We start from the raw sequence: 24149 nt of genomic DNA on the forward strand, positions 1-24149 counted from the left end.
ATCGGCGGATGAATGCCGCCCCCCCGAATGCCTGGCTGCCGCAGCCATTGCGCAAGCTCGCCGGCCGCGCGCTGGAAACCGCGCTGAACCACACGCTCTCGCTCGACCCGGATACGCGGCAGAAGCTGGCCGCGCTCGAAGGCCGCAGCATCCAGTTGCACCTGCGCGGACCGGAGCTGGTCCTGCGTGTCACGGTGGAGGGTGAGCAGCTACGGGTCGGTCCGCCGCAGGACGCGAGCCAGCTGCGGGTGGCGGCGAGCCCGGCCAGCCTGCTGGCGATGGCGCTGCGCCGTGGTGATGAAGGCGTGTCGCCCGGCAAGGTGGAGATCGCCGGCGACGCCGAGCTGGCGCGCCGGCTCGAAAAGCTCGCCAGCGCCTTCGCGCCGGATTTCGAGGAGGCCTTCGCGCGCAGCTTCGGCGACGTGCTCGGCGTGCCGCTGGCACAGGCCGTCGCCCGCGGCCTGCGCCATGCGCGCGAAAGCGCCCGCCACTTCACCGAGGATGGCGCCGACTGGCTGCGCGACGAGGCGCGGCTGACCCCCGCGATGGGCGAGGTGGACGATTTCCTGGACGACGTCGACCGTCTGCGCGAACGCACCGAGCGCCTGGAGGCGCGGCTGACGCGGCTGCGTCAGCGCCCGCCGGGGCCGCGCGCATGACGCCGCTCAAGGTGCTGCCCGGCGTGCTGCGGGTCGCGTCGGTGCTGCTCGCCTGGCGGCTGGACGAACTGGTCGACGCGGCGCACCTGTACCGCCCGCTCAAGCTGCTGCGCCCGCTGCTGGCGCGTCCGCGTCCGGGCGCCCGCGAGCTGCCGCGCGGCGCGCGGCTGCGCCTGGCGCTGACCGAGCTGGGGCCGATCTTTGTCAAGGCGGGGCAAGTGCTGTCCACGCGTCGCGACCTCATCCCGGCCGACATCGCCGACGAGCTGGCGCAGCTGCAGGACCAGGTGCCGCCGTTCCCCGGCAGCGAGGCGCGCGCCATCGTCGAGCAGCAGCTCAGGCAGCCGGTCGGACGCCTGTATGCCCGCTTCGACGAGACGCCGCTCGCCTCCGCCTCGATCGCCCAGGTGCACGCCGCCACCCTGCACGACGGCCATGCGGTGGTGGTCAAGGTGCTGCGCCCCGGCATCGAGGACAGGATCGCCCGCGACGTGGCGCTGATGCGCTCGCTGGGCGAGCTGGCCCAGCGCTGGCATCCGAACGCCGACAAGATCCGGCCGCTCGACGTCGTCGCCGAAGTGGAGAAGATGCTGGAGAACGAGCTGGACCTGCAGCGCGAAGGCGCCAGCGCCAGCCTGCTGCGGCGCAACTTCGAGAGCGGCGTGGACCTGTACGTGCCGGCCGTGCACTGGGAGCTGACCGCCGAGCGCGTGCTCACGCTCGAGCGCGTGCTCGGGGTGAGCGCGGACGACATCGCCGCCATCGACGCGGCGGGCATCGACCGCAAGGCGCTCGCCGCCAAGGGTGTGCGGGTGTTCTACGAGCAGGTGTTCCGCGACAACTTCTTCCACGCCGACGCGCACCCGGGCAACATCTGGGTGGACGTCGCGCGGCGCGAGGAGCCGCGCTTCATCGCGCTGGACTTCGGCATCATGGGCTCGCTGCCGGAGGCCGACCAGTACTGGCTGGCGCAGAACTTCATCGCCCTGTTCGAGCGCGACTACGCGCGGATCGCGCAGCTGCACGTGGCGGCCGGCTGGATGCCCGCCACGGTGCGGCTGGACGAGCTGGAAGCGGCCGTGCGCACAGTGTGCGAGCCCTACTTCACCCGCCCGCTGTCGCAGATCTCGCTGGCCGAACTGGTGGTCAAGCTGTTCCAGACCGCGCGCCGCTTCGAGCTGACCCTGCAGCCGCAGCTGATCCTGCTGCAGAAGACCCTGCTCAACATCGAGGGCGTGGGTCGCATGCTGGATCCGGACATCGATATCTGGGCGGTCGCGCACCCGGTCCTGAAGCGCATCCTGCGCGAGCGCTACAGCGCGCGTCGCACCCTGCGCGCGATCCGCCAGCGCCTGCCCGAATGGCTGCACGCGGCGCCGCAGCTGCCCGAGCTGGTGCGCGATGCGCTGCGCCAGGTGGCCAGCGGCGAGCGGCGGCCGCTGGCCGATCCGGCGGAGCTGGCGCTGCGGGCGGAACTCGCGCTGCGTCGGCGCCGCGCGCTGCTGGGCGGGCTGTTCGGCGCCACGGCGTTCGGCTGCGCCGCCCTGCTGTGGCTCGCCCGGGCGACGGCGGGTTCGCAATGGCTGGCGCTGGGCTGCCTGGTGGCGGGCCTGGTCACCTTCCTCGCCAGCGCCCGGCGCTGAAACCGCCACCTCCCAGTCAGGCCACACGACCCAGGCGTCATTCCCTCGAAAGCCCGGATCCATTCGTTCGGTTGCAAGGGAACGCCAAAGAAACGCTGTCTCCATGCTCGACATCCTCCACCAGGACGACGCCCTGCTTGCGGTCAACAAGCCCGCGGGCCTGCCCGTGCACCGCTCCAGGCTGATCGGCCCCGCCGATGCGTTCCTCATCGACCTGCTGCGCGAGCAAGTGGGTGGCGACTTGTTCCTCGCCCACCGGCTGGATCGCGCCACCAGCGGCGTGCTGCTGGTGGCCCGCTCGGCCGCCATGGCCGCGGCGCTGGGCGAGCAGTTCATGGGCCGCGCAGTGCACAAGCAGTACCTCGCCGTCGTGCGCGGCTGGCCGGAGCCGACCGAAGGACTTATCGACTACCCGCTGCCCGGTTCGCGCGAGACCGGCCCGCGCCGCGAGGCGCGCACGCGCTTTGCGCGCCTGGCCACGGTCGAGGTGCCGATCGCGCTCGGCCGCTACCCCCAGCAGCGTTACGCGCTGGTGCGCGCGGAGCCGGAAACCGGCCGCTTCCGCCAGATCCGCAAGCACATGGCGCACATCCACCACCCGGTGATCGGCGACTGCCAGCATGGGCGCGGCGACCACAACCGCCTGTACAAGCAGCACTTCGGCTGCCACCGCATGCTGCTGCACGCCTGGCGGCTATGCCTCGCGCATCCGCTGAGCGGCGCGCCGATGGACCTGGAAGCGCCGCTCGACGGCGCATTCGGGGCGGTGCTGGAGCGCTTCGGCTGGCCGCCGCCGGGCTGAAGCCCGCCCGACCGGACAGGCAGCGTGCGCGCGCCGGGCTTCAGCCCGCCCACGGCGATCCCCTAAAATGTGCGCATGCTGTCCATCAGCCGCACCCTCTCCCTCCCCGACACCGAGCTGACCGAGCGCTTCCTGCGCGCGGACGGTCCGGGCGGCCAGCACGTCAACCGCACCGAGAGCGCGGTCGAGCTGCGTTTCGACGTGGCCGCCTCGCCTTCGCTGCCCGAGGAAGTGCGCGCGCGGCTGCTCACGCGGCGCGACCGTCGCATGACCGGCGAGGGCGTGCTGGTGATCCAAGCGCGCCGCTTCCGTGAGCAGGCGCGCAATCGCGACGACGCGCGCGAGCGGCTGGCCGAGCTCATTCGCGGTGCGCTGGCGGCGCCGGCGAAGCGCGTGGCGACCCGTCCCACGCGCGCCTCGAAGGAACGCCGCCTGTCGGGCAAGCAGCAGCGCGGCAAGCTCAAGCAGACGCGCTCGCGCGACTGGAGCGGCGAATGAGCGGCCGCATGCTGCCGCCGGTGCCACCGCAGGCACCGCGGCTGGACAGCCGCTTCTGGCCCTGGTTGATGCGCGGCCTGCTGCGCCTGTCCGGCTGGCGCCTGCTGGGCGAGCTGCCCGACGTGCCGAAGCTGATCATCATCGGCGCGCCGCACTCGTCCTACTGGGACGGCGTGTGGGGCCTGATGATCAAGATCGCGCTGGGCCTGGATATCAAGATCATGATCAAGCGCGAGGTGCTGGACAGCCCGCTGGGCCTGATCCTGAAGCCCATCGGCATGATCGGCATCAATCGCAGGGCCGCGCTCAACGTGGTCGGCCAGATGGTGCGCCGCTTCGCCGACCACCCGCGGATGTGGCTGGGCATCACCCCCGAAGGCACGCGCAAGCACGTCAAACACTGGAAGAGCGGTTTCCTGCGCATCGCGCGCGAGGCCGACGTGCCGGTGTTGCCGGTGTTCCTGGACTATCCGACCCGCACCTTCACGCTGGGCACGCCGCAGTACGCTACCGACGATCCCGACGCCGACATGGCGCGCATCCGCGCCTTGTTCCGTGGCTATCGCGGCAAGCACCGCGATACCGAGCCGGCGGCATGACGGCGATGCTGGGCATCGCGCATTTCGGCGCCTTCCTGCTCGCCTGCGTGGCGCTCAATCTCACACCCGGGCTGGACACGTTCTACATCCTCGCCCGCAGCGGTCGCGAGGGGCGCGCGGTGGGCTTCGCCGCGGCGCTGGGCATCAATGCCGGCTGCGTGGTGCACACCGGGGCGGTCGTGCTGGGCGTTTCGGCGATCCTGATGAGCTCCGCACTGGCGTTCAGCGCGCTCAAGTACCTGGGCGCGGCCTACCTGGTGTGGATCGGCCTGCGCATGCTGCTCTCGCGCACGGCCGCGCGCACGCCTGCCGCGACCCTCGGCCAGGGCGCGGGCGCCGCCTTCCGGCAGGGCCTGCTGACCAACGTGCTCAACCCCAAGGTGGCGCTGTTCTACCTGGCGTTCCTGCCGCAGTTCGTTTCGGCGCAGGCGAGGCACCCGCAACTGGCGCTGCTGGTGCTGGGGGTGAGCTTCATCGGCACGGGCCTCACCTGGTCGCTGGTGCTGGCGCTGCTCGGCGGACGCATCCACCGACTGCTGCTGGCGCGGCCCGGCCTGGGCCGCTGGATGGACCGCCTGTGCAGCGCCGTGCTGCTCGCTTTCGGCTTGCGGCTGGCGTTCCAGCGGCAGGGATAGCACCCAGCTAACGGCCGGAGTGGCCGGGCTCGTCGTGCTCGCGGTGGGTCAGCAGGCCGGGTTTCACCAGGTCGATGAAGGCGCGCGCCTCGGCGCTGAGGAACTTGCCTTTGCGCACCACGACGCCGTAGCTGCGCTGCGGAAACCAGCGCTTCATGTTGCGCACGGCCAGGCGTGAGCGGTCGGCCTCGGTGATGCAGATACCGGTGACGATCGATATGCCCAAGCCCGCGGCGACGTACTCCTTGATCACCTCCCAGCCACCCACCTCGATCGCCACCTGGTAGGGCACCTGGCGCTGCTGGAACACCAGGTCGACCAGCCGGTAGGTGGACAGCCGCTGCGGCGGCAGGATCAGGCCATAGGGCGAAAGGTCCTCCAGCACCACCTCGTTCTTGTGCGCCAGCGGATGGTCCGGCGGCGTGATCAGCATCGGATCGTACTGGCGCAACGGCGCCCAGGCGATGTCGTTGGGCACGTCCAGCATCGAACCGACCGCGAAATCCGCCTCGTCGGCGCGCAGCAGCGCCAGGCCGTCGCGGCCGGTGACGTTGGCCAGCTGCAGGTGCACCGCCGGATAGGCCTCGCGGTAGCGGCGCACCATCTCGGGCAGCAGGTACTGGATGGTCGAGGCGCCGGCGGCGATGGTCAGGCGGCCGGCCGTGAGGCCCTTCACGCGGGCCTGGAAGTCGCGGTCGAGGTTGTCCCAGCCATCGATCAGCGGCCGGGCCAGCTCGTACAGCGCCTCGCCGGCATCGGTCAGGTTGATGCGCCGGCGCCGCCGCTCCAGCAGCGGCACGCCCAGTTCACGCTCGAGGGCCTGCAATTGCAGGGTGACGGTGGGCTGGGAGAGGAACAGCGCCTCGGCTGCCCGGGTGAGCGTACCCAGCTTGACGATGCTCACGAACGCGCGCAGCTGCTTGTGGCGGTTGCCCTTGTAGTAGTAGCGCTCGGCCGTCTCTGCCTCGTCGAGGGCTTTCCGCGGGCGTGGATTGCGTGTCCGGCTCGAGCGATTGGCCATCATTCTCCCTCGATAGCGCCATTAAACCCAATTTTTAGATACAACTTTGATTCTTTCAATAAGAAAGATTGAAACATTCGCTTTGTCAAATAGAGGTTGTCGAGCCTAGCGTGGATGACACCTTCCCGAAGGAGCTGCATCCATGGCCGTCCCGCAGGAACGACTCGATCCCGGCCCGCTGACCGTCCACGGCGACACGTCCGCCTACCGCGACCTTCTCAGCCATGACGCGCTGGCCTTCCTGGCCGGCCTGCATCGTCGCTTCGACACCCGTCGCCGCGCCCTGCTCGCAGCCCGCGCCGAACGCCAGGCGGGCTGGGATGCAGGTGCCTTGCCGGATTTTCGCGCCGACACCCGGGCGATCCGCGAGGCCGACTGGCAGGTGGCGCCCATCCCGTCCGCGCTGCGCGACCGGCGCGTGGAGATCACCGGCCCGGTCGAGCGCAAGATGATCATCAACGCGCTCAATTCGGGCGCGCAGGTGTTCATGGCCGACTTCGAGGATTCCTCGGCGCCGACCCTGGCCAACCAGCTCGACGGCCAGCGCAACCTGATCGACGCGGTGACCGGCACCATCGCCTGGGAGTCGCCGGAGGGACGCCACTACCGGCTCGGTCCCGAGCCAGCCGTGCTGGTGGTGCGCCCGCGTGGCTGGCACCTGCCGGAACGCCATCTCGAGGTCGACGGCGAACCGATGGCCGGAGCGCTGGTGGACTTCGGCCTGTTCGTGTTCCACAACGCCCGCGCCCTGCACCGGCGCGACCGCGGCCCGTACTTCTACCTGCCCAAGCTCGAGGCCATGGAAGAGGCCGCGCTGTGGGATGCCGTGATGGCGCATGCCGAGGGCGAACTTGGCCTGCCGCACGGCTGCATGAAAGCCACCGTGCTGATCGAGACGCTGCCGGCAGCGTTCCAGATGCACGAGATCCTGCACGCGCTGCGCGAGCGCGTGGTCGGCCTCAATTGCGGCCGCTGGGATTACATCTTTTCCTACCTCAAGACCCTGCGCCGCCACCGCGACCGCTTGCTGCCGGAACGCGGCCAGGTCCAGATGACCGTGCCTTTCCTGAAGGCCTATTCGGAGCTGCTGATCCAGACCTGCCATCGCCGCGGCGCCTTCGCCATGGGCGGGATGGCCGCGCAGATCCCGATCAAGGGCGACGATGCCGCCAACGAGGCCGCGCTGGAGAAGGTCCGCGCGGACAAGCTGCGTGAGGTCCGCGCCGGCCACGACGGCACCTGGGTCGCCCATCCGGCGCTGGTGCCGGTGGCGCGGGAAGTATTCGACCGGCACATGGAAGGCCCGAACCAGCTCGGTGTGCTGCGCCCGGACGTATCGGTGACGCGCGAGCAACTGCTCGCGCCGGCCTGCGGAACGATCACCCGCGCCGGCTTCGACAACAACGTGGAAGTGGCCCTGCGCTACACCGCTGCGTGGCTGGAAGGCCTCGGCTGCGTGCCGATCCACCACCTGATGGAGGACGCCGCCACCGCCGAGATCGCCCGCGCCCAGCTGTGGCAATGGCTGCACTACGCCGCCGAGCCCGGGGAGCGCAACGACTGCGTGCCGCTGGAGTTCGCCGATGGCGCACCGATCGACATGGCGCTGTTCGACCAGTTGCTGGCCGCGCACGCCCATCGGCTGCGCGGCAGCGACCTCGTCGGCGCCAATCGCGCCGACGAGGCGGCCACCCTGCTCGCGCAACTGACCCATGCCAGTCAACTCGGCGCTTTCCTCACCCTGCCCGCCTACGAGCTGCTCGCCTGACAGCGGGCCTCTGGAACTCCCCTTCTCAAGGAGCCGACGTATGAAGAACCATCTGCCGACCGCCGAACAGCTTTCCCTGGACTGGACCAACAACCCCCGCTGGAGCGGCGTCCGCCGCAACTACACCGCCGAGGACGTGGTGCGCCTGCGCGGCACGGTGTCCATCGAGCATTCGCTGGCCCGACGCGGAGCCGAGAAGCTGTGGCAGTCGCTGCACAAGGAAGACTTCGTAAACGCGCTCGGCGCGCTCACCGGCAACCAAGCCATGCAGCAGGTCAAGGCCGGCCTGAAGGCGATCTACCTGTCGGGATGGCAGGTCGCCGCCGATGCCAACCTCGCCGGCGAGATGTATCCGGACCAGTCGCTCTACCCGGCCAACTCGGTGCCGCAGGTGGTCAAGCGCATCAACAACGCGCTGCTGCGTGCCGACCAGTTGCATCACGCCGAAGGCAGCGACGAGATCGACTGGCTGGCGCCCATCGTGGCCGATGCCGAAGCCGGCTTCGGCGGCGTGCTCAACGCCTTCGAGCTGATGAAAGCGATGATCGAGGCCGGCGCCGCTGGCGTGCACTTCGAGGACCAGCTCGCCGCGGTGAAGAAATGCGGCCACATGGGAGGCAAGGTCCTGGTACCCACCCGCGAGGCCATCGACAAGCTCACCGCCGCGCGCCTGGCCGCCGATGTCTGCGGCGTGCCGACCTTGCTGGTGGCCCGTACCGACGCCGACGCGGCCGACCTGCTCACCTCCGACGTCGACGACAACGACAAGCCCTTCCTTACCGGCGAGCGCACCGTCGAGGGCTTCTTCCGCGTCAGGCCGGGTCTGGACCAGGCCATCAGCCGCGGCCTGGCCTACGCGCCCTACGCCGACCTGGTCTGGTGCGAGACCAGCAAGCCGAACCTGGAGGATGCGCGCCGTTTCGCCGAGGCGATCCATGCGAGGTACCCGGGCAAGCTGCTGGCGTACAACTGCTCGCCGAGTTTCAACTGGCGCAAGAACCTGGATGACGCCACGATCGCGACCTTCCAGAAGGAACTGGGAGCCATGGGCTACAAGTTCCAGTTCATCACGCTGGCCGGCTTCCACAGCCTCAATTACGGCATGTTCGAGCTCGCGCACGGCTATGCCCGTCGGCAGATGAGCGCCTTCGTGGACCTGCAGGAAAAGGAGTTCGCCGCCGCCGCGCGTGGGTTTACCGCAGTCAAGCACCAGCGCGAGGTCGGCACCGGCTACTTCGACCAGGTTACCCAGGCGATCCAGCAGGGGCAGTCCTCGACCACTGCACTCAAGGGGTCGACCGAGGAAGCGCAGTTCCAGCGAGCCTCGGCTGCCTGAACCTCCGCGCGCGGCGCGAGGTGGGCATCGAAAGAGAGGAGGCCGGCCCCGGTATCGGGCGGGGGGGAGGGGGACCGATACCGGGGCGGCGGCCGGCAGCATTTAAGTACCGGCGGGTGCAGATATTAGGCGCTCGCCCAGCAATGTCAATACCCGGCGGTACAGAAATTAAAAGCGGCGGTATTGCAGCGCCTCGGCCAAATGCGCCCGATCGAGCAGCGCCGCGCCGCCGTCGAGGTCCGCGATGGTGCGGGCCACGCGCAAAGTCCGGTGATAGGCGCGGGCCGACAGCCCCAGCCGCTCCAGCGCCGCCTCGAACCAGCGCCGCTCGGCCGCGCCCAACCCGCAATCGCGTTCCAGTTCGCGCGTGTTGATCTCGGCGTTGGCGCGGCCGGCCCGGGCCAAGGCCCCTGCGCGGGCCTGGATCACCCGCGCGCGCACGGTCGCGGAATCCTCGTCGTACACGCTGCAGGGCGCGCCCAGTTCGGCCAAGGGCACGCGCGGCACCTCCACGCACAGATCGATGCGGTCCAGCAGTGGGCCGGAGATGCGGCTGCGATAGCGCTGGATCTGATCGGGCGTGCAACGGCAACGCTCGCGCGCGTCGCCGGCGTAGCCGCAGGGACACGGGTTCATCGCAGCGACGAGCTGGAACTGCGCCGGAAAAGTGGACTGCCGCGCCGCGCGCGAAACCAGGATATGACCCGATTCCAGCGGCTCGCGCAGTACTTCCAGCACGTGGCGGTTGAACTCGGGCAGCTCGTCGAGAAACAGCACGCCGTTGTGCGCCAGCGAGATCTCGCCCGGGCGAGGGTTGGAGCCCCCACCGACGAGTGCCACCGCGGAAGCGGTATGGTGCGGCGCCCGGAACGGACGACGCCTCCATCGGGCCGGGTCGACCGGCTGGCCGGCCACCGAGAGCACGGCGCAGGTTTCGAGCGCCTCGGTCTCGTTCAGTGGCGGCAGGATGCCGGGAAGGCGTTCGGCCAGCATGGTCTTGCCGGTGCCCGGCGGACCGACCAGCAGGAGATGGTGCCCTCCGGCTGCAGCGATCTCCAGCGCGCGGCGCGCCTGCAGCTGGCCGCGCACGTCGACCAGGTCGGGCACGCCCGGATCGGCTGCCTGCCCGTCGTCAGGCGGGCCCGGTAAGGCCAGCTCCTGCGCGTCCCGCAGCCAGCCACAGACTTCCGCCAGCGTATCGGCCAGCAGTACCTCGGCCTCGGGCACAAGCGCCGCCTCGGCAGCGTTGGCGCGCGGCACCACCACGCGTCGCCCGCGCGCCCGCGCACGCAACAGCGCAGGCAGCACGCCGGAAACGCCGCGCAGATCGCCGGACAGCGCGAGCTCGCCGAGAAACTCGCACCGGTCGAGCTTCTCCCGGGGCACTTGTCCGCCAGCAGCCAGGATGCCGAGCGCGATGGCGAGGTCGAAACGGCCTCCATCCTTGGGCAGCTCAGCGGGAGCGAGGTTTACCGTGACCTTGCGGTTGGGATACTCGAACGCTGCATTCTGGATCGCCACCCGGACGCGGTCGCGTGCTTCCCTTACGGCTGCTTCCGGCAAGCCGACGATGTGCGTACCGGGCAGCCCACCGGAAAGGTGCACCTCGACCATGACCTGCGGCGCAGAGACGCCTTCCTGGGCGCGGCTCAAGGTGACTGCCAGGCTCATGGCATCGCCGGGATAGCCTGGGGACTCGCCGGCGCAGCTGGCGGGACAGGCCTGAATGGCGAGATCGACCGGCCGAACTGATGTGGACTGGCGTGGGCGATGGTCAATGGCTGCCTCGCCTGACGTGGCGCGCGTAGCCCTTCATGGACATGCCGGCCGCACGCGATGGGGTCGCAAGGGTGCATGTGAAACGCGACTCCATCGACGAACAGGCAAAAATAACCGCCCCCGATCGTTCTCGGGGTGAGGGTGACAGATCGGGGGCGGCTCCCGGGAGCTGGCGGCTAGAGCTCGCGGCCAGTCGCGTCGGCCTCCAGCTCGGCGACGCGTCTTTCCAGTTCGTCGACCTTGGCACGAGTGCGCGCCAACAATTGACTCTGGACCTCGAACTCCTCGCGGGTGACCAGCTCGAGGCGACGCAATCCTTGCATCAGGACATCGTGGAAGTTGGTTCGCAAATCCTGCTGCGCCTGTGCCAACCCTGGCGGTACCAGCGACACAAGTCGCAGGGCAATTCTGTCGATTTCCTGCCGATCCATCATGGACGGCACCTCGAGCGGGTCGGAATGAAGTCTAGGTATAGGGGATGTATGTGCACCATCGGCCGGTTCCGTCAGAAATTGTAGGGATTCTCCTACACGCCTCACCGGGGCGACAGCTTCAGGGCAGACAGGCACAATGCCCGCCTGCGTGCACAGGTAGCGGAAGGAACATCCATGAAGCTGGTCGTGGCAGTGATCAAGCCGTTCAAGCTGGACGACGTGCGTGAGGCGCTGGCCGAAGTCGGCGTGCAGGGCATCACGGTGACCGAGGTCAAGGGCTTCGGTCGCCAGAAAGGCCACACCGAGCTCTATCGCGGCGCTGAATACGTGGTCGATTTCCTGCCCAAGATCAAGCTGGAGGTGGCCGTGGCGGACGATCAGCTCGAGCGGGTGATCGAGGCGATCCAGCAATCGGCACGGACCGGCAAGATCGGCGACGGCAAGATCTTCGTCAGCCCGCTGGAGCAGGTGATCCGCATCCGCACGGGCGAGCTGGACAACGACGCGCTCTGAGGCTTCAGCCGAAGGCGCGCGCGAAGCGCCGGTGGTGGACCAGCAGCCCCGCGTAGTAGCTGACGTAGTAGCCGATCATCAGGCCGACCACCAGCAGGGTCAGGGGCCTGTTGCCAAGCTGGGGAGCGGTCGGCGCCATCGTCGGGCCAGTCGCGCCCGCGTAAGGCATCAACACCAGGAAACGCCAGGCCAGGCGCCCGACCAGGACGGCGGTGACGGCGGCGCCGATCCACGGGTTGGGCAGATACAGATCACGGCCGTCCACAGCCCGTTCGAAACGGGTCAGGCGCAGTCCGAGCAGGCCCAGCGCAACGCCGCCTAGCAGGCCGCCGGCCAGGCCTTCGAGCAGACGCGGATCGTGCAGGCCGGCCAGCGAGGCCAGACCGGCCACCACGGTGAGAATCGCCACGCGGGCCATCATGGGTCCGCGGCGAACGGGCTGGCGGCCGAACTGGCGGCGAACGCGACGCCACACCATGAAGGCCACCAGCGGCGAGACCAGCGCGGGCATGAGGAGGTTCGGTGCCATGGCGTGCTCCTTGGATGGGTGCGACGAAGCCTAGCCGCGCAGGCAAGCCGGCACGATGGGTGCCAGGCACCCATCGGGAATGACAGCTGTCAGCGCGAGGGCCGCATCGGAGCTTTACCCGCCGCCGTCGGCCCGAGGAACCTACTTCGCCTTGCCTTGGTTGGCCACCGCGGCCATCTTCGCCGCGATCGCCTCGGCGTCGCCCAGGTAGTAGCTGCGCAACGGCTTCATGGCCTCGTCGAACTCGTACACCAGCGGCACGCCGTTGGGCACGTTCATATCGACGATGGCTTCGTCGGAGACGTCGTCCAGGTACTTGATCAGCGCGCGCAGCGAGTTGCCGTGCGCGGCCACCAGTACGCGCTGGCCGGAGGCCACGGCCGGCGCCAGCACGTCGTGCCAGTACGGCAGCACGCGGGCGACGGTGTCCTTCAGGCATTCGGTGTCGGGGATCATCGACGGGTCGAGCAGCGCGTAGCGCGGGTCGCGCAGCGACGGGTTGGCGGCGCGTTCCAGCGGCGGCGGCGGGATGTCGTAGCTGCGGCGCCAGATCTTGACCTGGTCCTCGCCGTACCTGGCGGCGGTTTCGGCCTTGTTGAGCCCGGTCAGGCCGCCGTAGTGGCGTTCGTTCAAGCGCCAGTCGGTGACCACCGGCAGCCACATCAGGTCCATCGCGTCGAGCACGCCCCACAGCGTGCGCACGGCCCGCTTGAGCACCGAGGTGTGCGCCACGTCGAAGGTGTAGCCCGCTTCCAGCAGCAGCCGTCCGGCTTCCTTCGCTTCGGCCATGCCCTGTTCGGTGAGGTCGACGTCGGCCCAGCCGCTGAAGCGGTTGTCGAGGTTCCACTGGGACTGGCCATGGCGGATCAGGACGAGCTTGTGCATGTCGTTGGCTTCGCGACCGGAAACGTGAAATGGTGCGGGGTGACCGCCCGGAGGTCAAATCGACCCTGCCACAGGTCATGGCAACCCTGCCCGGGGTGCGTGCATCCATGCCCAGGCAACCCACCCAACGGAGCTTCGATATGCGTCGTCACCATCTTGCTTTCGCCCTGGCCCTCGCCTTCTGCCTGCCGCTCGCGGCGATGGCCGGCGACGGCGACATCGACAAGGTCAACGGCAGCGCGCGCGTCGAGGCCGGCCAGACCGCGGGCGACGTGAGCACCGTCAACGGTGCCGTGCGCGTGGGCGACAACGCCACCGTGCGCGACGCCAGCACGGTCAACGGCTCGGTGGAACTGGGCACGCACGCGCAGGCGCAGTCGCTGGGCACGGTCAACGGCAGCATCACGCTGGGCGCGGACAGCCGCGTGCACGGCAAGATCGAGGCGGTCAACGGCGCCATCCGGCTCGGCCACAACGCCGACGTGGGCGGCCGCGTCTCCAACGTCAACGGCGCGATCACGCTGGACGCGGCGCACGTGGCCGAGGGCCTGGGCACGGTCGGCGGCGACATCGACGTAGGCGAGGGTTCGCGCGTGGAGGGCGGCATCCTGGTCGACAAGCCTGGCGGCTGGTTCCATTTCGGCGACAGCCGCCCGCCGCACATCGTGATCGGCCCTCACGCGGTGGTGCAGGGCACGCTGGAATTCCGCCGCGAGGTGGTGCTTCAGGTCAGCGACAGTGCCCAGATCGGCAAGGTCGTGGGCGCCACGCCGGTGAAGTTCAGCGGCGCGCAGCCTTGACCGTGCGGCCGACGGCGGCGGGCTGAAGCCCGCCCGGGGCCACCTAGGTTCCCGGCAACCAATCGCGCGGCTTGAGGTAGTCCTCCAGCCGCGCTTCCGCCGAGCCGGCTTCGGGCGCATAGGCGTACTCGAAGCGCACGCGCGGCGGCAGGCTCATCAGGATCGACTCGGTGCGCCCGCCCGACTGCAGTCCGAACAGCGTGCCGCGGTCGTAAACCAGGTTGAATTCGACGTAGCGGCCGCGCCGGTACAGCTGGAATTCGCGTTCGCGCTCGCCCCAGGGGGTGTCGCGGCGGCGGCGCACGATCGGCACGTAGGCATCCAGGAAGCCCTGGCCGACGTCGCGGGTAAAGGCGAAGCAGCGCTCGAAGCCACCCTCGTTCAAGTCGTCGTAGAACAGCCCACCGATACCGCGCGTCTCGGCCCGATGCTTCAGATAGAAGTACTCGTCGCACCAGCGCTTGTAGCGTGGGTAGACATCCGCGCCGTAGGGCGCGCATAGGTCGCGCGCGACCGTGTGCCAATGCTGCGCGTCTTCGTCGAACGGGTAGAACGGAGTCAGGTCGAAGCCACCGCCGAACCACCACACCGGTTCCACGCCTTCCTTGCTCGCCTCGAAATAGCGCACATTGGCATGCGCGGTCGGTACGTACGGATTCTTCGGATGCAGCACCAGCGAGACGCCGGTGGCGATGAAGCTGCCGCCGGCCAGCTCCGGCCGGTGCGCGGTGGCGCTGGGCGGCAGGGTGTGGCCGCTGACCCGCGAGAAGTTGACGCCGGCCTGCTCGAACAGCGCGCCGTCACGCAGCACGCGGGTGCGGCCGCCGCCACCGGCTTCGCGGGTCCAGCGGTCCTCGACGAAGCGCGCGGTGCCGTCGAGGGATTCGAGTGCGCTACAGATGCGATCCTGCAGTTCGCGCAGGAAGGCTTCGGCCTGGTCGGCTTGCTGGCTCATCGGACATCCGCAAAACGCAATGCACAGAGCTTAGCAAGCGCGCCCGCGCCGGCGCTGCGGCGCGACGACGCGGGCGCGACTTCCAGCCGGTGGCGGCCGAAATCAATTCCAGGTTGCGGCCGATGTCGCGGCGAGGTGCTGCATCCAGCCGATGCAGCTGGATGGATCAGCGGGTCCCGTCGCGCTTGATCGCGTACCTGAGGTTCTTGCGGTCGACATAGCGACGGGAACGAGCGCGGCCGTTTCAGCTGATCCGTGCCGCCATGCGCCGGTGGCCGACCAGCTGCGCCCAGCGCACGCCCAGATCGATCCACATGAGGTAGGTCGCCTCCATCGCCAGCAAGGCGAGGTAGCGCGGCGTGTATGGCAGGCGAGCCTCGGCCGCCACCGGGTGGCCGTCGAAGCCCAGCCGGCGCGCCAGCAGCAGGCAACGCGCCAGGTGGTAGCGGCTGGTGAGCAGCGCGACCGGCGGCAGCACCTCGGCGCTGTCGCCGCCCTGCAGCAACCCGCGCGCGTGGCGCAGGTTCTCCAGCGAGTCGACCGATTCCTGTTCCAGCTCCACCTCGACGTCGCCATGCAGGCCCTGTTGCAGCAGCCAGGCGTGGCCGGCCTGCGCCTCGCTGCGATCGCCGCCACTATGTCCGCCGAGCAGCAGCACGTGACGCGTACGGCCGGCCCGCACCAGTGCGAGCGCGCGGGCCAGGCGCTCGCGAAAATCGCCGTCGGGTTCGTCTCCCGCCAGCTGCCGGCCGAATACGAGCAAGACCCGACGTCCGGGCCATGCCGTCGGGCTGTACCGGGCGATGCGCCACACGTGCATCAAGTAACCCAACCACACCAGCCCGCCGCTGAGCAGCACCGCGAGCAGCGTCACTGCGGCGGCGTGCAGTACGTCGGTATCGCGCAGGTAGCGCCAGGGATTGCGATGGACGGGAGCGGCCACGGCGTCGTCAGTTGAGAGCGAACCGCGAGTGTGCGCAGGCGCCCGCGTCACCGCAATCGTGCACGCCTCCCTCACCTGCCTGAACAGGCGGACGCCACCGCGGGAGCGAGGCTAGGCAAGCTCGTGCACCGCCGCTAGGCTGGCTCGATGCCGCAACCGATCTCCCCGCTCGCGATCTCCGCCTTCACCGCCACGTCCGCCTTGGGCCGCGGCCTGGAGGCCCATCGCCAGGCCTTGCAGGATGCCCGCTGCGGCCTGCGCGCCAACGATTTCAGCCAGGCCGAGCTGGCGTGCTGGGTGGGGCGCGTGACGGGTCTGGAGGCAGCGCCGCTGCCCGGCGCCCTGGCCGCGTGGGAGTGCCGCAACAACCGGCTCGCCTGGCTGGGCCTGAACCAGGACGGTTTCCTCGATGCCGTGCGCTCGGCGTGCGAACGCTACGGCGCCAGCCGCGTGGCGCTGCTGCTGGGCACGTCCACCGCCAGCATCGGCGCCACCGAGGAGGCCTACCGCCGGCTCGACGCCGACGGCGGGTTTCCGCAGGACATGCTGCGGCCGCCGATCCACGCGCCGCATTCGCTGGCCGGATTCGTCGCCGAGGCACTGACGCTGGAAGGCCCGTGCCTGACCGTGTCCACCGCGTGTTCCTCCAGCGCCAAGGTGTTCGCCAGCGCCGAGCGGATGATCCGCCTGGGGCTGGTGGACGCCGCGGTGGTCGGCGGCGTGGATACCCTGTGCGAGAGCGTGCTGTTCGGCTTCAACGCGCTGGAACTGGTTTCGCGCGCGCCGTGCCGCCCGTTCGACCGCGCCCGCGACGGCATCTCGATCGGCGAGGCGGCCGGCTTCGCGCTGCTCGAGCGCGTCGACGCCGCGCCGCGCGCGCCGCGCCTGCTCGGCTACGGCGAAGCCAGCGATGCCCACCACATGTCCACACCGCATCCCGAAGGCCTGGGCGCCGAGATGGCCTTGCGCGATGCGCTGGCGCGCTCGGGCCTCGAGCCGGCGCGGGTCGACTACATCAACCTGCACGGCACCGCGAGCCTGAAGAACGACGAAGTGGAGGCGGCGCTGATCGCCCGCACCTTCCCGCCGTCGACGCGGGCCAGCAGCACCAAGGGCTTCACCGGCCACACGCTCGGTGCCGCCGGCATCCTCGAGGCGGTGATCACCTTGCTGACGCTGGAGCACGAGCTGGTGCCCGGCAACCTCGGTGGCGTCGACCCCGACCCCGCCTGCGGCCCGCAGTTCGCCTGGCGCAACGAGGCACGCACGGTCGAGGTGGCGCTCAGCAACTCGTTCGGCTTCGGCGGCAACAACGCCTGCCTGGCCTTCGCCCGCGCGGATCGCCGCGCATGAGCCGGTTGCAGGTGTACGTCCAGGGCGTCGGCGTGTGGTCCCCGCGGCTGGCCGATTTCGCCGCCCTGCGCGGCGTGCTCCGGGGCCAGGACATGGCGCCGCCGCCCGCGCGCCCGCCGGCCTCGCGGCTGCCGGCGAACGAGCGCCGGCGCGCGCCCGAGAGCGTGCTGCTGGCCATCGAGGTGGCCGACCAGGCGGTCGCCATGAGCGGTCTGGACGCATCGACGCTGGCTTGCGTGTTCGCCTCCTCGCATGGCGACCAGTCGATCACGGATTACATGTGCGCGGTCCTCGCGACCGCCCCGGCGGAGCTTTCACCGACGCGCTTCCACAACTCGGTGCACAACGCCCCCGCCGGCTATTGGACCATCGCCACCGGCTGCCATGCGCCGTCCAACGCGGTGTGCGCGCAACAGGCCAGCTTCGGGGCCGGCCTGCTCGAAGCGGCCATCCTGGCCGTGGCCGATGCACGGCCCGTGCTGCTGGTGTGCAGCGATACCGCCGGCAGCGGACCGCTGGCCGACGTCACCGGCTGCGTCGCGCCGTTCGCCTGTGCGCTGGTGCTCGCGCCGCAGCCGGGCGCCTGCACGCTGGGCCGACTTGATCTGCACCTTTGTCCCGCTAGCATCGCCGATGCATCGTCCGCATCGCCGCTGCCGGCCGACTGGATGGCCAGCAGCCCGTCGGCTTCGGCCTTGCCGCTGCTGGCGCTGCTGGCGCAGGGCACCGGCCGCTGCCGGCTGATGGCGGCCGCTGCGCTCGGCATGGAAGTCCAATTGGAGAAATGCGCTTGAAACCGACTTCGCCGCGTTGGTGCGTACTCATCCCCTGCCTCAACGAAGAGGCGGCGATCGAGCGGGTGATCGCCTCGGTGTTGGCGCTGAACGTGCCGGTGATCGTCATCGACGATGGCTCGGACGACCGCACGCCGCAGATCGTCGGCGCGTTGCCGGTCACCCTGCTGCGCCATCCGGTGCGCCGCGGCAAGGGCGAGGCGCTGCGCCACGGTTTCCGCGAGGCGCTCAGGCAGGGCTTCGACGCCGTGGTGACGATGGATGGCGACGGCCAGCACCTGGCCGCCGACGTGCCGCGCATCGTCGCCGCGGCGCAGCGCTATCCCGACCACATCGTGATCGGCGCGCGCCTGCTCGAACGCGAGCAGCAGCCCAAGGGCCGCCGCCGCGCCAACGCGGTGGCCGACTGGGGCATCTCCTGGGGCTGCGGCCTGCCGGTGGTCGATACCCAGAGCGGCCAGCGCTGGTACCCGCGCGCCGCGCTGGAGCTGGTCGACCTGCCGGCGGAGAACTTCGTGTTCGAAGCGGCCATCCTGATCGCCGCCTGCCGCGAAAAGGGCCTGGGCGTGGTGTCGGTACCGATCGCCTCGCGCTACCAGGGCGAGTTCCGGCTCAGCCATTTCAGCCCCGTGCGCGACGTGGTGCGCATCACCACCTACACCATCGGCCGGGTGATGCATTACGGGAACATCTTCGCCAGCTATCGGCGCTCGCACGAGGCGCCGCCGACGGTGATCGACGACGAAGGGCTGCTCGCGGTGGAGGCCGGCGAACCGGCGCGCCTGATCCGCTGACGACGCAGAGCTCGGGCGGGTCAGGCCATGCCGCCGTTGACGCCGATGACCTGCCCGTTGACGTAGCCGGCTGCCTCCGAGCAGAGAAAGGCGACCAGCGCGGCCACCTCTTCCGGCCGGCCGGCCCGCTGCGCCGGCACCATCTCGCGGATGCGCTCGGGCGGGAAGTGTTCGCCGGCCATGCGTCCCTCGATGACCCCAGGCGCCACCACGTTCGCAGTGATGCCGCGCGAAGCCATCTCGCGCGCCAGCGACTTCACCGCGCCGTGCAGGCCGGCCTTGGCCGCCGCGTAATTGGCCTGGCCCCGGTTGCCGAGCTGGCCGGCCACCGAGCCGACCGCCACCACGCGTCCGAAGCGCGCCCGCGCCATTGGCAGCAGCAGCGGCTGGACCACGTGGAAGAAGCCGTGCAGCGAGACGTCGATGACCCGCTGCCATTGCTCGGCGGCCATGCCCGCCATCGGCGCATCGTCGTGCACGCCGGCGTTGCTGACCACCGCGTGGATCGGGCCGTCGCGCAGGAGCGCTTCGGTGGCGAGCCGCGCGGCCGTCGCATCGGCGACGTCGAACACGGTCACCCATGCCTCTCCACCGCGGTCGCGGATGGCCGATGCCACGGCCTCGGCGCGCGCCGGCGCGCTGTGGGCGTGCACGATCACCTGGTAGCCGGCCGCCGCCAGCGCGTGGCAGATCGCGCTGCCCAGGTCGCCGCTGCCGCCGGTGACCAGCGCGCGGCGCAGTGACGTCTTCGTGTTCATGGCAGGGCCTCGTGGGGGTGGATCACCGCCGCGCGGCCGCTGGCCAGCACGCGGCCGGCCTGTTCCACGCGGAAGGCGTACTGGGCGCCGGCATCGTCGGCGTACATGCAATGCGAGTGGACGTCCAGACATGCGTCCGGCGATACGTATTCGATCGCCAGGGCGACATCGCGCAGGCTGACCAGCAGACCCGCGCGCACCGTCTCGATGCCACGCGCACGCGCCAGCAACGCGCCGTGCACGGCCATCGCCTGGGCGCCGAACTCGGCCAGGTGCACCGCGTGCAGGCCATGCGGCCCGCGCAGCGGATGGCCGGGGCGGGCATGCCCGTCGCTGCGGGCGTGGATGGCGTGCTCGTCCCACGCCAGCACGGCATCGAGCAGGCACATGTCGCCCGCGTGCGGGATCAGGTGCGCCCAGTCACTTTTCGGCAGCATCGTCGGCGGGCGCGTGCGGCGCCATCAGGATGGAAAGGCAGAAATGGAAGGCCACGCCCAGGCTGACCGTCAGGCCGATCGCGCGCAGCACGGGGATCGTCGCCCAGGCCAGCATGCCGAACACCAGCAGCGCCGAGAGCACGCAGACCAGCGTGGCATGCAGCGTGCGACGCTGCTCGGCCGCGTCGCCGGTGTCGCGCTCGAAGAACAGCGCATAGTGCAGGCCCAGTCCGCCGGCAAGGATCAGCGCGACCAGATGGAACAGCGAAACCTCCACCCCGGCCACGCGCTCGACCGCCAGCACCAGGAAGGTCGCCAGCGTCATCGGTGCCAGCACGTGCCAGGCGCGGCGCAGGCTGCGCAAGGCCAGGCCGATGGTCAGCACCAGCAATGCCGCGGCGGCCAGCAGGGCCTGCAGGATGCGGGTGCGGTAGGCGATCACCAGCGACTCGGCGGCGGCCTTCAGGTCGAGCACGCGCACGCCTCCGCCGCTGCCCTGGGCCAGTGCCGCCAGCGCCGCCGCATCGTGCACGCCGCTGACCGTGCCCAGGCCCAGCCAGCGGCCGTCTCGCTGGACCAGCATCGCGGCCAGGCGTTGGCCGAGCGGACTGGCCGCGAACGCACCGGGCGTGAGCGGCGGCAGTACGCGCGCGGTTTCCACGTCGGCGACGAAGGGAGCGAAAAGGCCGCTGCGGAACGGTAGGCCTTCGGTGGCCTGCGCGAGCGCATGCTCCAGCATGGCGCGGTCGGGCAATTTCTGCTGGCGTGCACGCTGGGTCGAGGTGCTGGGCAGGTAGCGCGAGGGCAGCTCGATCGCATCGACGGCATGCTGCGCGATCAACCTGTCCGCCTTCGGCTGCAGCCGTTCGGACAGCGCCAGCACCGCGTCGGGCGTGGCCGCTTCCAGGATCAGCAGGTAGCGCACGTCCGGCGCGCCCAGCGCCGCGCGCAGGCGGGCGTCGCGTTGCAGCAGGTCGGTCGGCAGCGGGGTCAGCGCGGCCAGGTCGTTCTGCCAGAACGGCCCGCGCGCGAGCCCCAGCATGCCCACGATGAGCACGGCCACCAGCCAGGGGATCCAGCGCGGCCGCGGCAGCGCATCGACCGCCGCGCGCAGGCGCACCAGCCACGACAGCTCGGCGACGTCGCGCACCCGCGCCGGCAGCAACTGCGGCAGCAGGTAGCGCGTGCTGAAGCCGGCCGCCAGCAGGCCGACGATCGTGAACACCGCCAGCTGTTTGAGGCCATTGACGCCCGAGGCATAGAAGGCCAGGTAGGCGATGCACGCCGAGGCGATCGCGGTGAGCAGCAGCGGCCACAGGTCGCGCACGCTCGCCACCGCATCCTCGCCCGCGCGACGGTGGCTCAACACGCGGATCGGGTATTCCTGCGCCACGCCGAGCAGGGTGAAGCCGAACGCCAGCGTGATGCCATGGACCTGCGGGTAGGCCAGCGTCAGCGCGGCGATGCCGGCCAGTGCGCCGCTGGCCACCGGCAGCGCGGCCAGCAGCAGCGAACTCACGCTGCGGTAGGCCAGCAGCAGCAGCGCAATGAAGCCAAGGGTGGAAATGCGGCCGATCCAATCCGCCTGCTGGCGCGTCTGCGCGCTGGCGACGACGCTGAAGTAGCCCGGGCCGGATACGGTCAGCCGGGCCGCCCTGCCGCCGGGCAGCGCGCGCAGTGCCGCTTCGATGCCGCCGATCGCCGCCTGCTGTGCGTCCGGGTCGAAGCCGGGGGCCGTCGTCTGCACCAGCAGCAGCGCCTCGCCCTGTGGCGAGAACCACACGCCCTCGCGCACCTCCGGCGCACGGGCCGGCGCCCAGCGCTGGGCGAGCTTGAGTACCTCCAGCGTCGGGTCGCGCGGCAGCAGGTCCTTGAGCAGGCTCGCCGCCGGCGAGGACAGGTCGTCCAGCCGCTGCTCCAGTTCCTCGCGCAGGAACGGCGCGTCCAGCGTGCGCGTATCGAGCGTAGGCGAGAGCAGGTAGCGGTAGGGCAGCAGCTTCGCGTCGAGCGCGGTGAGGTCGAAGCTGCCGTTGAGCACCTGCGCATAACGGGGGTCGGACTTGAGCTTCGCAGCCAAGCCCTGACTGAGCCTGGCGAGGCTGGCCTCGTCCGCGCCGGCGATCGCCAGCAGCAGCAGGCGCGAACCGGGGCCCTCGCCCACCTGCTCCATCAGCAGGCGCTGGTCGGGCGTGGTCGGCGCCGGCATGAAGCTGCGCAAGTCGGTGCTGACGTGAAGCCGCTGCACCACCCACAGGCCCAGCAGGGCCAAGGCCAGCAGCCACGCCGCAGCCAGCAGGGCGACGCGTACGCGCTGCGGCGTGCCCGGCCTGCCGCGCATGCTCATCCGCCCTTGCAGAGCGCGGCGAGCGCCTCGCGGGTGGGCGCCGCCGGCATCTTCGCGGCCAGGCTGCCGAGCAGGTCGACGGCGACGTCGCCGTCGGCCTCCTGCATCCACATGCAGCGCGCTTGTCCGTTCTCGCCGTCGATGCGGATGCTGGCCACGGTACGCGCCACCGCGAGGTCGCGCGGCGTCAGGATCAGCGACCAGGCGCCGTGCGCGTCGCCGCGGCGGGCGATCGCGAAGGCCTTGCGCAGGCGGCTGGCGTCGCCGCCGAGCAGGGCGACGAAGCTGTCGACCAGCACCTTCAGCTGCGGCGCGCGCTCCAGCGAGAAGCTGCGCTCGCCCTTGCCTTCGCGCTGCTGGGTCACCTTGCCCCCGGCGATGCGCGCGGTTTCCGCGTGCGGCTTCTCCACGTGGCGCTCGAGGGTGTCCCCGCCCAGCCAGGCCAGCTCGCCGGAAACCACCAACGGGCGATCGAGCACCTGCATGAAGCGCGCCTCGGCAAAGGCGGTGCGCGCGGGCGCGGGGCGGCCGAGCTGGCTGATCAGCGCATCGGTGGCGTCAGGTGCCGAGGCGTTCGCCGAGCAAGCCAGGGCCAGGGCGCACAGCAGTGCGCTGATCTTGCTGCCAGAAATCATAGAAATTGAACCAGTTGTAGGGAACTACGTGGACGTAATGTTCCAGTCGCTGGGCATAACGGGCGATGAGTGCGTCCAGCGCCGGGCCGCGGTTGTGGCGCGGGATGTCCACCCGGTCGGCCAGCGGTTCGAACACCAGCCGGTAGCGCCGGCCGCCCAGGTACAGGCCGAAGCACAGCACCACCGGTACCTTCAGCGAATGCGCCAGCAACCAGGGCCCCACCGGGAACGGCGCGTTCTGGCCGAGGAAGGGAACGTGCCGCAAGGCCTCGTGGGCGCGCCCGCGGTCGGCCAGCAACGCCACCAGCGCGCCGTGCTGGCAGGCCTCGTTGATGGCCAGGGTGATCGAGGTGCCGTCCTGCGAGGCGTCGATCACGCAAGCGCCCACGTCCGGCGCGAGCGCTTCGAGCAGTTCGGTCATCGCCGGGGTCTTCTGCTTGTCCAGCAGCACGCGCAGCGGCATTTCCGGGCGGCGCGCGCCGATCGCGCGCAGCGCCTCGAAACTCCCTTGGTGCGAGCCGAAGAGGAGCACGCCGCGGCCTTGCGCCAACCGTTCGTCGAGCATCTCCAGGCCGACGGTCTCGATCTCGAAATTCTTCTCGCCGTGGGCGAGCAGGAAGATCCGGTCCAAGGTCGTGGCCGCGAAGCAGTGGATGTGCCGCATCACCTCCCAGGACGAGGCGCGCCGGCCGAATACGCGGCTCAGGTAGGCGCGCGAGGCGGTCCGCTCGGGTTCCCGCCGCAGGAAGAAATAGAGCGTGATCGGATAGAGGAACAGCCGCCCGAACCGCCGCCCGCCATGCAGCGCGATGCTGCGGATCAGCCACAGCGCGAAACGGCCGCCGCCCTCGGGCCGGCTTTGCCAATGATGATTCATGCGTCCGCCGCTCCCTCGACCAGGCCGCGCGCGAGCAGCTGGCTGCCGCGGTGTATCTCGAAGCGTACCCGTGCGCCTGCCGGCGTCAACTGCAATTGGGCAGTCTCCGCCGGGCCGAGCGGGGCGACGAACTTGGCCTCCCACACGCAGGCCAAGCGCTCGCCGCGCCAGGCGCGCAGCGCTCGGGCCACCTGTTCGAGCAGCAGCACGCCGGCGACGAGCGGGCGCCCCGGGAAATGCCCGGGCAGGCTCGGGTGATCCGGCGCGAAGCAAAACGTCGTCTGATAGGCACAGGGGGTCATGGCGCGTGGTTCCTGCCGCGGACCAGCTGCGGCCAGCGCAGGGCCAGCCGGTGCAA

General features: G+C 70.3%; 26 protein-coding genes. 13 read left to right on the forward strand and 13 right to left on the reverse strand.

The annotated features are described in order from the left end of the window. Positions 1–8 precede the first annotated feature (8 nt). The 6 genes from VGU03_RS13870 (at position 9) to VGU03_RS13895 (ending at position 4836) form a co-directional block, all read left to right on the forward strand. Positions 9–659 (forward strand): ubiquinone biosynthesis accessory factor UbiJ, encoded by a 651-nt coding sequence (locus VGU03_RS13870; RefSeq protein WP_327481490.1) that lies wholly within the window; start codon positions 9–11, stop codon positions 657–659. Further along, positions 656–2302 (forward strand): ubiquinone biosynthesis regulatory protein kinase UbiB, encoded by a 1647-nt coding sequence (gene ubiB / locus VGU03_RS13875; RefSeq protein ID WP_327481492.1) that lies wholly within the window; start codon positions 656–658, stop codon positions 2300–2302. Before VGU03_RS13870 ends, ubiB begins: the two co-directional genes overlap by 4 nt. Positions 2303–2405: 103 nt before the next feature. After that, positions 2406–3104, forward strand: coding sequence for a pseudouridine synthase (locus VGU03_RS13880; protein ID WP_327481494.1), 699 nt, complete (start codon positions 2406–2408; stop codon positions 3102–3104). A gap of 75 nt (positions 3105–3179) precedes the next feature. Then, on the forward strand, positions 3180–3602 hold the full coding sequence (gene arfB, locus VGU03_RS13885; RefSeq protein ID WP_327481496.1) for an alternative ribosome rescue aminoacyl-tRNA hydrolase ArfB: 423 nt from the start codon (positions 3180–3182) through the stop codon (positions 3600–3602). After that, entirely contained in the window at positions 3599–4201 is a 603-nt protein-coding gene (locus VGU03_RS13890) for a 1-acyl-sn-glycerol-3-phosphate acyltransferase (protein WP_327481498.1), read from the forward strand. Before arfB ends, VGU03_RS13890 begins: the two co-directional genes overlap by 4 nt. Then, entirely contained in the window at positions 4198–4836 is a 639-nt protein-coding gene (locus tag VGU03_RS13895; protein WP_327481500.1) for a LysE family translocator, read from the forward strand. The genes VGU03_RS13890 and VGU03_RS13895 overlap by 4 nt, the downstream gene beginning before the upstream one ends. Before the next feature lie 7 nt (positions 4837–4843). Here VGU03_RS13895 and VGU03_RS13900 read toward each other — a convergent pair whose 3' ends face one another. Continuing rightward, on the reverse strand, positions 4844–5857 hold the full coding sequence (locus VGU03_RS13900; protein WP_327481502.1) for a LysR family transcriptional regulator: 1014 nt from the start codon (positions 5855–5857) through the stop codon (positions 4844–4846). Positions 5858–5999: 142 nt separating this feature from the next. Here VGU03_RS13900 and aceB point away from each other — a divergent pair, with 142 nt between their 5' ends. Both aceB and aceA read left to right on the forward strand, forming a co-directional pair. Continuing rightward, complete coding sequence (gene aceB / locus VGU03_RS13905; protein ID WP_327481504.1) at positions 6000–7625, forward strand: malate synthase A; 1626 nt, start codon at positions 6000–6002, stop codon at positions 7623–7625. 40 nt (positions 7626–7665) lie between these two features. Next, on the forward strand, positions 7666–8961 hold the full coding sequence (gene aceA / locus VGU03_RS13910) for an isocitrate lyase (protein WP_327481506.1): 1296 nt from the start codon (positions 7666–7668) through the stop codon (positions 8959–8961). 168 nt (positions 8962–9129) lie between these two features. Here aceA and VGU03_RS13915 read toward each other — a convergent pair whose 3' ends face one another. Continuing rightward, a complete protein-coding gene (locus tag VGU03_RS13915; RefSeq protein ID WP_327481508.1) occupies positions 9130–10632 on the reverse strand; it encodes a YifB family Mg chelatase-like AAA ATPase in 1503 nt (500 codons plus the stop codon). Positions 10633–10916: 284 nt separating this feature from the next. After that, positions 10917–11174, reverse strand: a complete 258-nt coding sequence (locus VGU03_RS13920; RefSeq protein ID WP_327481510.1) for an accessory factor UbiK family protein — start codon at positions 11172–11174, stop codon at positions 10917–10919. Positions 11175–11348: 174 nt separating this feature from the next. Here VGU03_RS13920 and glnK point away from each other — a divergent pair, with 174 nt between their 5' ends. Then, positions 11349–11687 (forward strand): P-II family nitrogen regulator, encoded by a 339-nt coding sequence (gene glnK / locus VGU03_RS13925; RefSeq protein WP_091338139.1) that lies wholly within the window; start codon positions 11349–11351, stop codon positions 11685–11687. A gap of 4 nt (positions 11688–11691) precedes the next feature. Here the strand turns inward: glnK and VGU03_RS13930 are convergent, their stop codons facing one another. Beyond that, positions 11692–12216, reverse strand: a complete 525-nt coding sequence (locus VGU03_RS13930) for a DUF1453 domain-containing protein (RefSeq protein WP_327481516.1) — start codon at positions 12214–12216, stop codon at positions 11692–11694. A gap of 141 nt (positions 12217–12357) precedes the next feature. Continuing rightward, the gene (gene gpmA / locus VGU03_RS13935; protein WP_327481518.1) at positions 12358–13101 is read right to left on the reverse strand and encodes a 2,3-diphosphoglycerate-dependent phosphoglycerate mutase; all 744 of its coding nucleotides are present in this window, start codon (positions 13099–13101) and stop codon (positions 12358–12360) included. Between the two features lie 140 nt (positions 13102–13241). On the opposite strand from gpmA, the gene VGU03_RS13940 reads away from it, so the two are divergent. Further along, the gene (locus VGU03_RS13940) at positions 13242–13901 is read left to right on the forward strand and encodes a hypothetical protein (RefSeq protein ID WP_327481520.1); all 660 of its coding nucleotides are present in this window, start codon (positions 13242–13244) and stop codon (positions 13899–13901) included. A gap of 43 nt (positions 13902–13944) precedes the next feature. Here VGU03_RS13940 and hemF read toward each other — a convergent pair whose 3' ends face one another. After that, on the reverse strand, positions 13945–14856 hold the full coding sequence (gene hemF, locus VGU03_RS13945; RefSeq protein ID WP_327481522.1) for an oxygen-dependent coproporphyrinogen oxidase: 912 nt from the start codon (positions 14854–14856) through the stop codon (positions 13945–13947). Positions 14857–15100: 244 nt separating this feature from the next. Continuing rightward, positions 15101–15799 (reverse strand): YdcF family protein, encoded by a 699-nt coding sequence (locus tag VGU03_RS13950; protein WP_327481524.1) that lies wholly within the window; start codon positions 15797–15799, stop codon positions 15101–15103. Positions 15800–15946: 147 nt separating this feature from the next. On the opposite strand from VGU03_RS13950, the gene VGU03_RS13955 reads away from it, so the two are divergent. The 3 genes from VGU03_RS13955 to VGU03_RS13965 are packed head-to-tail and all read left to right on the forward strand — an operon-like array spanning position 15947 to position 18740. Beyond that, a complete protein-coding gene (locus VGU03_RS13955) occupies positions 15947–17152 on the forward strand; it encodes a beta-ketoacyl-[acyl-carrier-protein] synthase family protein (protein ID WP_327481526.1) in 1206 nt (401 codons plus the stop codon). Further along, entirely contained in the window at positions 17149–17946 is a 798-nt protein-coding gene (locus VGU03_RS13960; protein WP_327481528.1) for a beta-ketoacyl synthase chain length factor, read from the forward strand. Before VGU03_RS13955 ends, VGU03_RS13960 begins: the two co-directional genes overlap by 4 nt. Continuing rightward, positions 17943–18740 carry a glycosyltransferase family 2 protein gene (locus VGU03_RS13965; RefSeq protein ID WP_327481530.1) on the forward strand — a complete coding sequence of 266 codons (798 nt, stop codon included), beginning with the start codon at positions 17943–17945 and terminating at the stop codon, positions 18738–18740. The genes VGU03_RS13960 and VGU03_RS13965 overlap by 4 nt, the downstream gene beginning before the upstream one ends. A gap of 20 nt (positions 18741–18760) precedes the next feature. Here the strand turns inward: VGU03_RS13965 and fabG are convergent, their stop codons facing one another. The 6 genes from fabG to VGU03_RS13995 are packed head-to-tail and all read right to left on the reverse strand — an operon-like array spanning position 18761 to position 24093. Next, positions 18761–19498, reverse strand: coding sequence for a 3-oxoacyl-ACP reductase FabG (fabG, locus tag VGU03_RS13970; protein ID WP_327481532.1), 738 nt, complete (start codon positions 19496–19498; stop codon positions 18761–18763). Next, positions 19495–19935: a phosphotransferase gene (locus VGU03_RS13975; RefSeq protein ID WP_327481534.1), complete on the reverse strand. Its 441-nt coding sequence runs from the start codon at positions 19933–19935 to the stop codon at positions 19495–19497. Before VGU03_RS13975 ends, fabG begins: the two co-directional genes overlap by 4 nt. Then, complete coding sequence (locus tag VGU03_RS13980) at positions 19919–22273, reverse strand: MMPL family transporter (protein ID WP_327481536.1); 2355 nt, start codon at positions 22271–22273, stop codon at positions 19919–19921. Before VGU03_RS13980 ends, VGU03_RS13975 begins: the two co-directional genes overlap by 17 nt. Before the next feature lie 2 nt (positions 22274–22275). Continuing rightward, positions 22276–22914, reverse strand: coding sequence for a LolA-related protein (locus VGU03_RS13985; RefSeq protein WP_327481538.1), 639 nt, complete (start codon positions 22912–22914; stop codon positions 22276–22278). Next, positions 22838–23791, reverse strand: coding sequence for an acyltransferase (locus VGU03_RS13990; protein WP_327481540.1), 954 nt, complete (start codon positions 23789–23791; stop codon positions 22838–22840). Before VGU03_RS13990 ends, VGU03_RS13985 begins: the two co-directional genes overlap by 77 nt. Further along, the gene (locus tag VGU03_RS13995) at positions 23788–24093 is read right to left on the reverse strand and encodes a hydroxymyristoyl-ACP dehydratase (protein WP_327481542.1); all 306 of its coding nucleotides are present in this window, start codon (positions 24091–24093) and stop codon (positions 23788–23790) included. Before VGU03_RS13995 ends, VGU03_RS13990 begins: the two co-directional genes overlap by 4 nt. Positions 24094–24149: the final 56 nt, after the last annotated feature.

This window comes from Frateuria sp., assembly GCF_035944355.1.
Classification (GTDB): domain Bacteria; phylum Pseudomonadota; class Gammaproteobacteria; order Xanthomonadales; family Rhodanobacteraceae; genus Frateuria_A.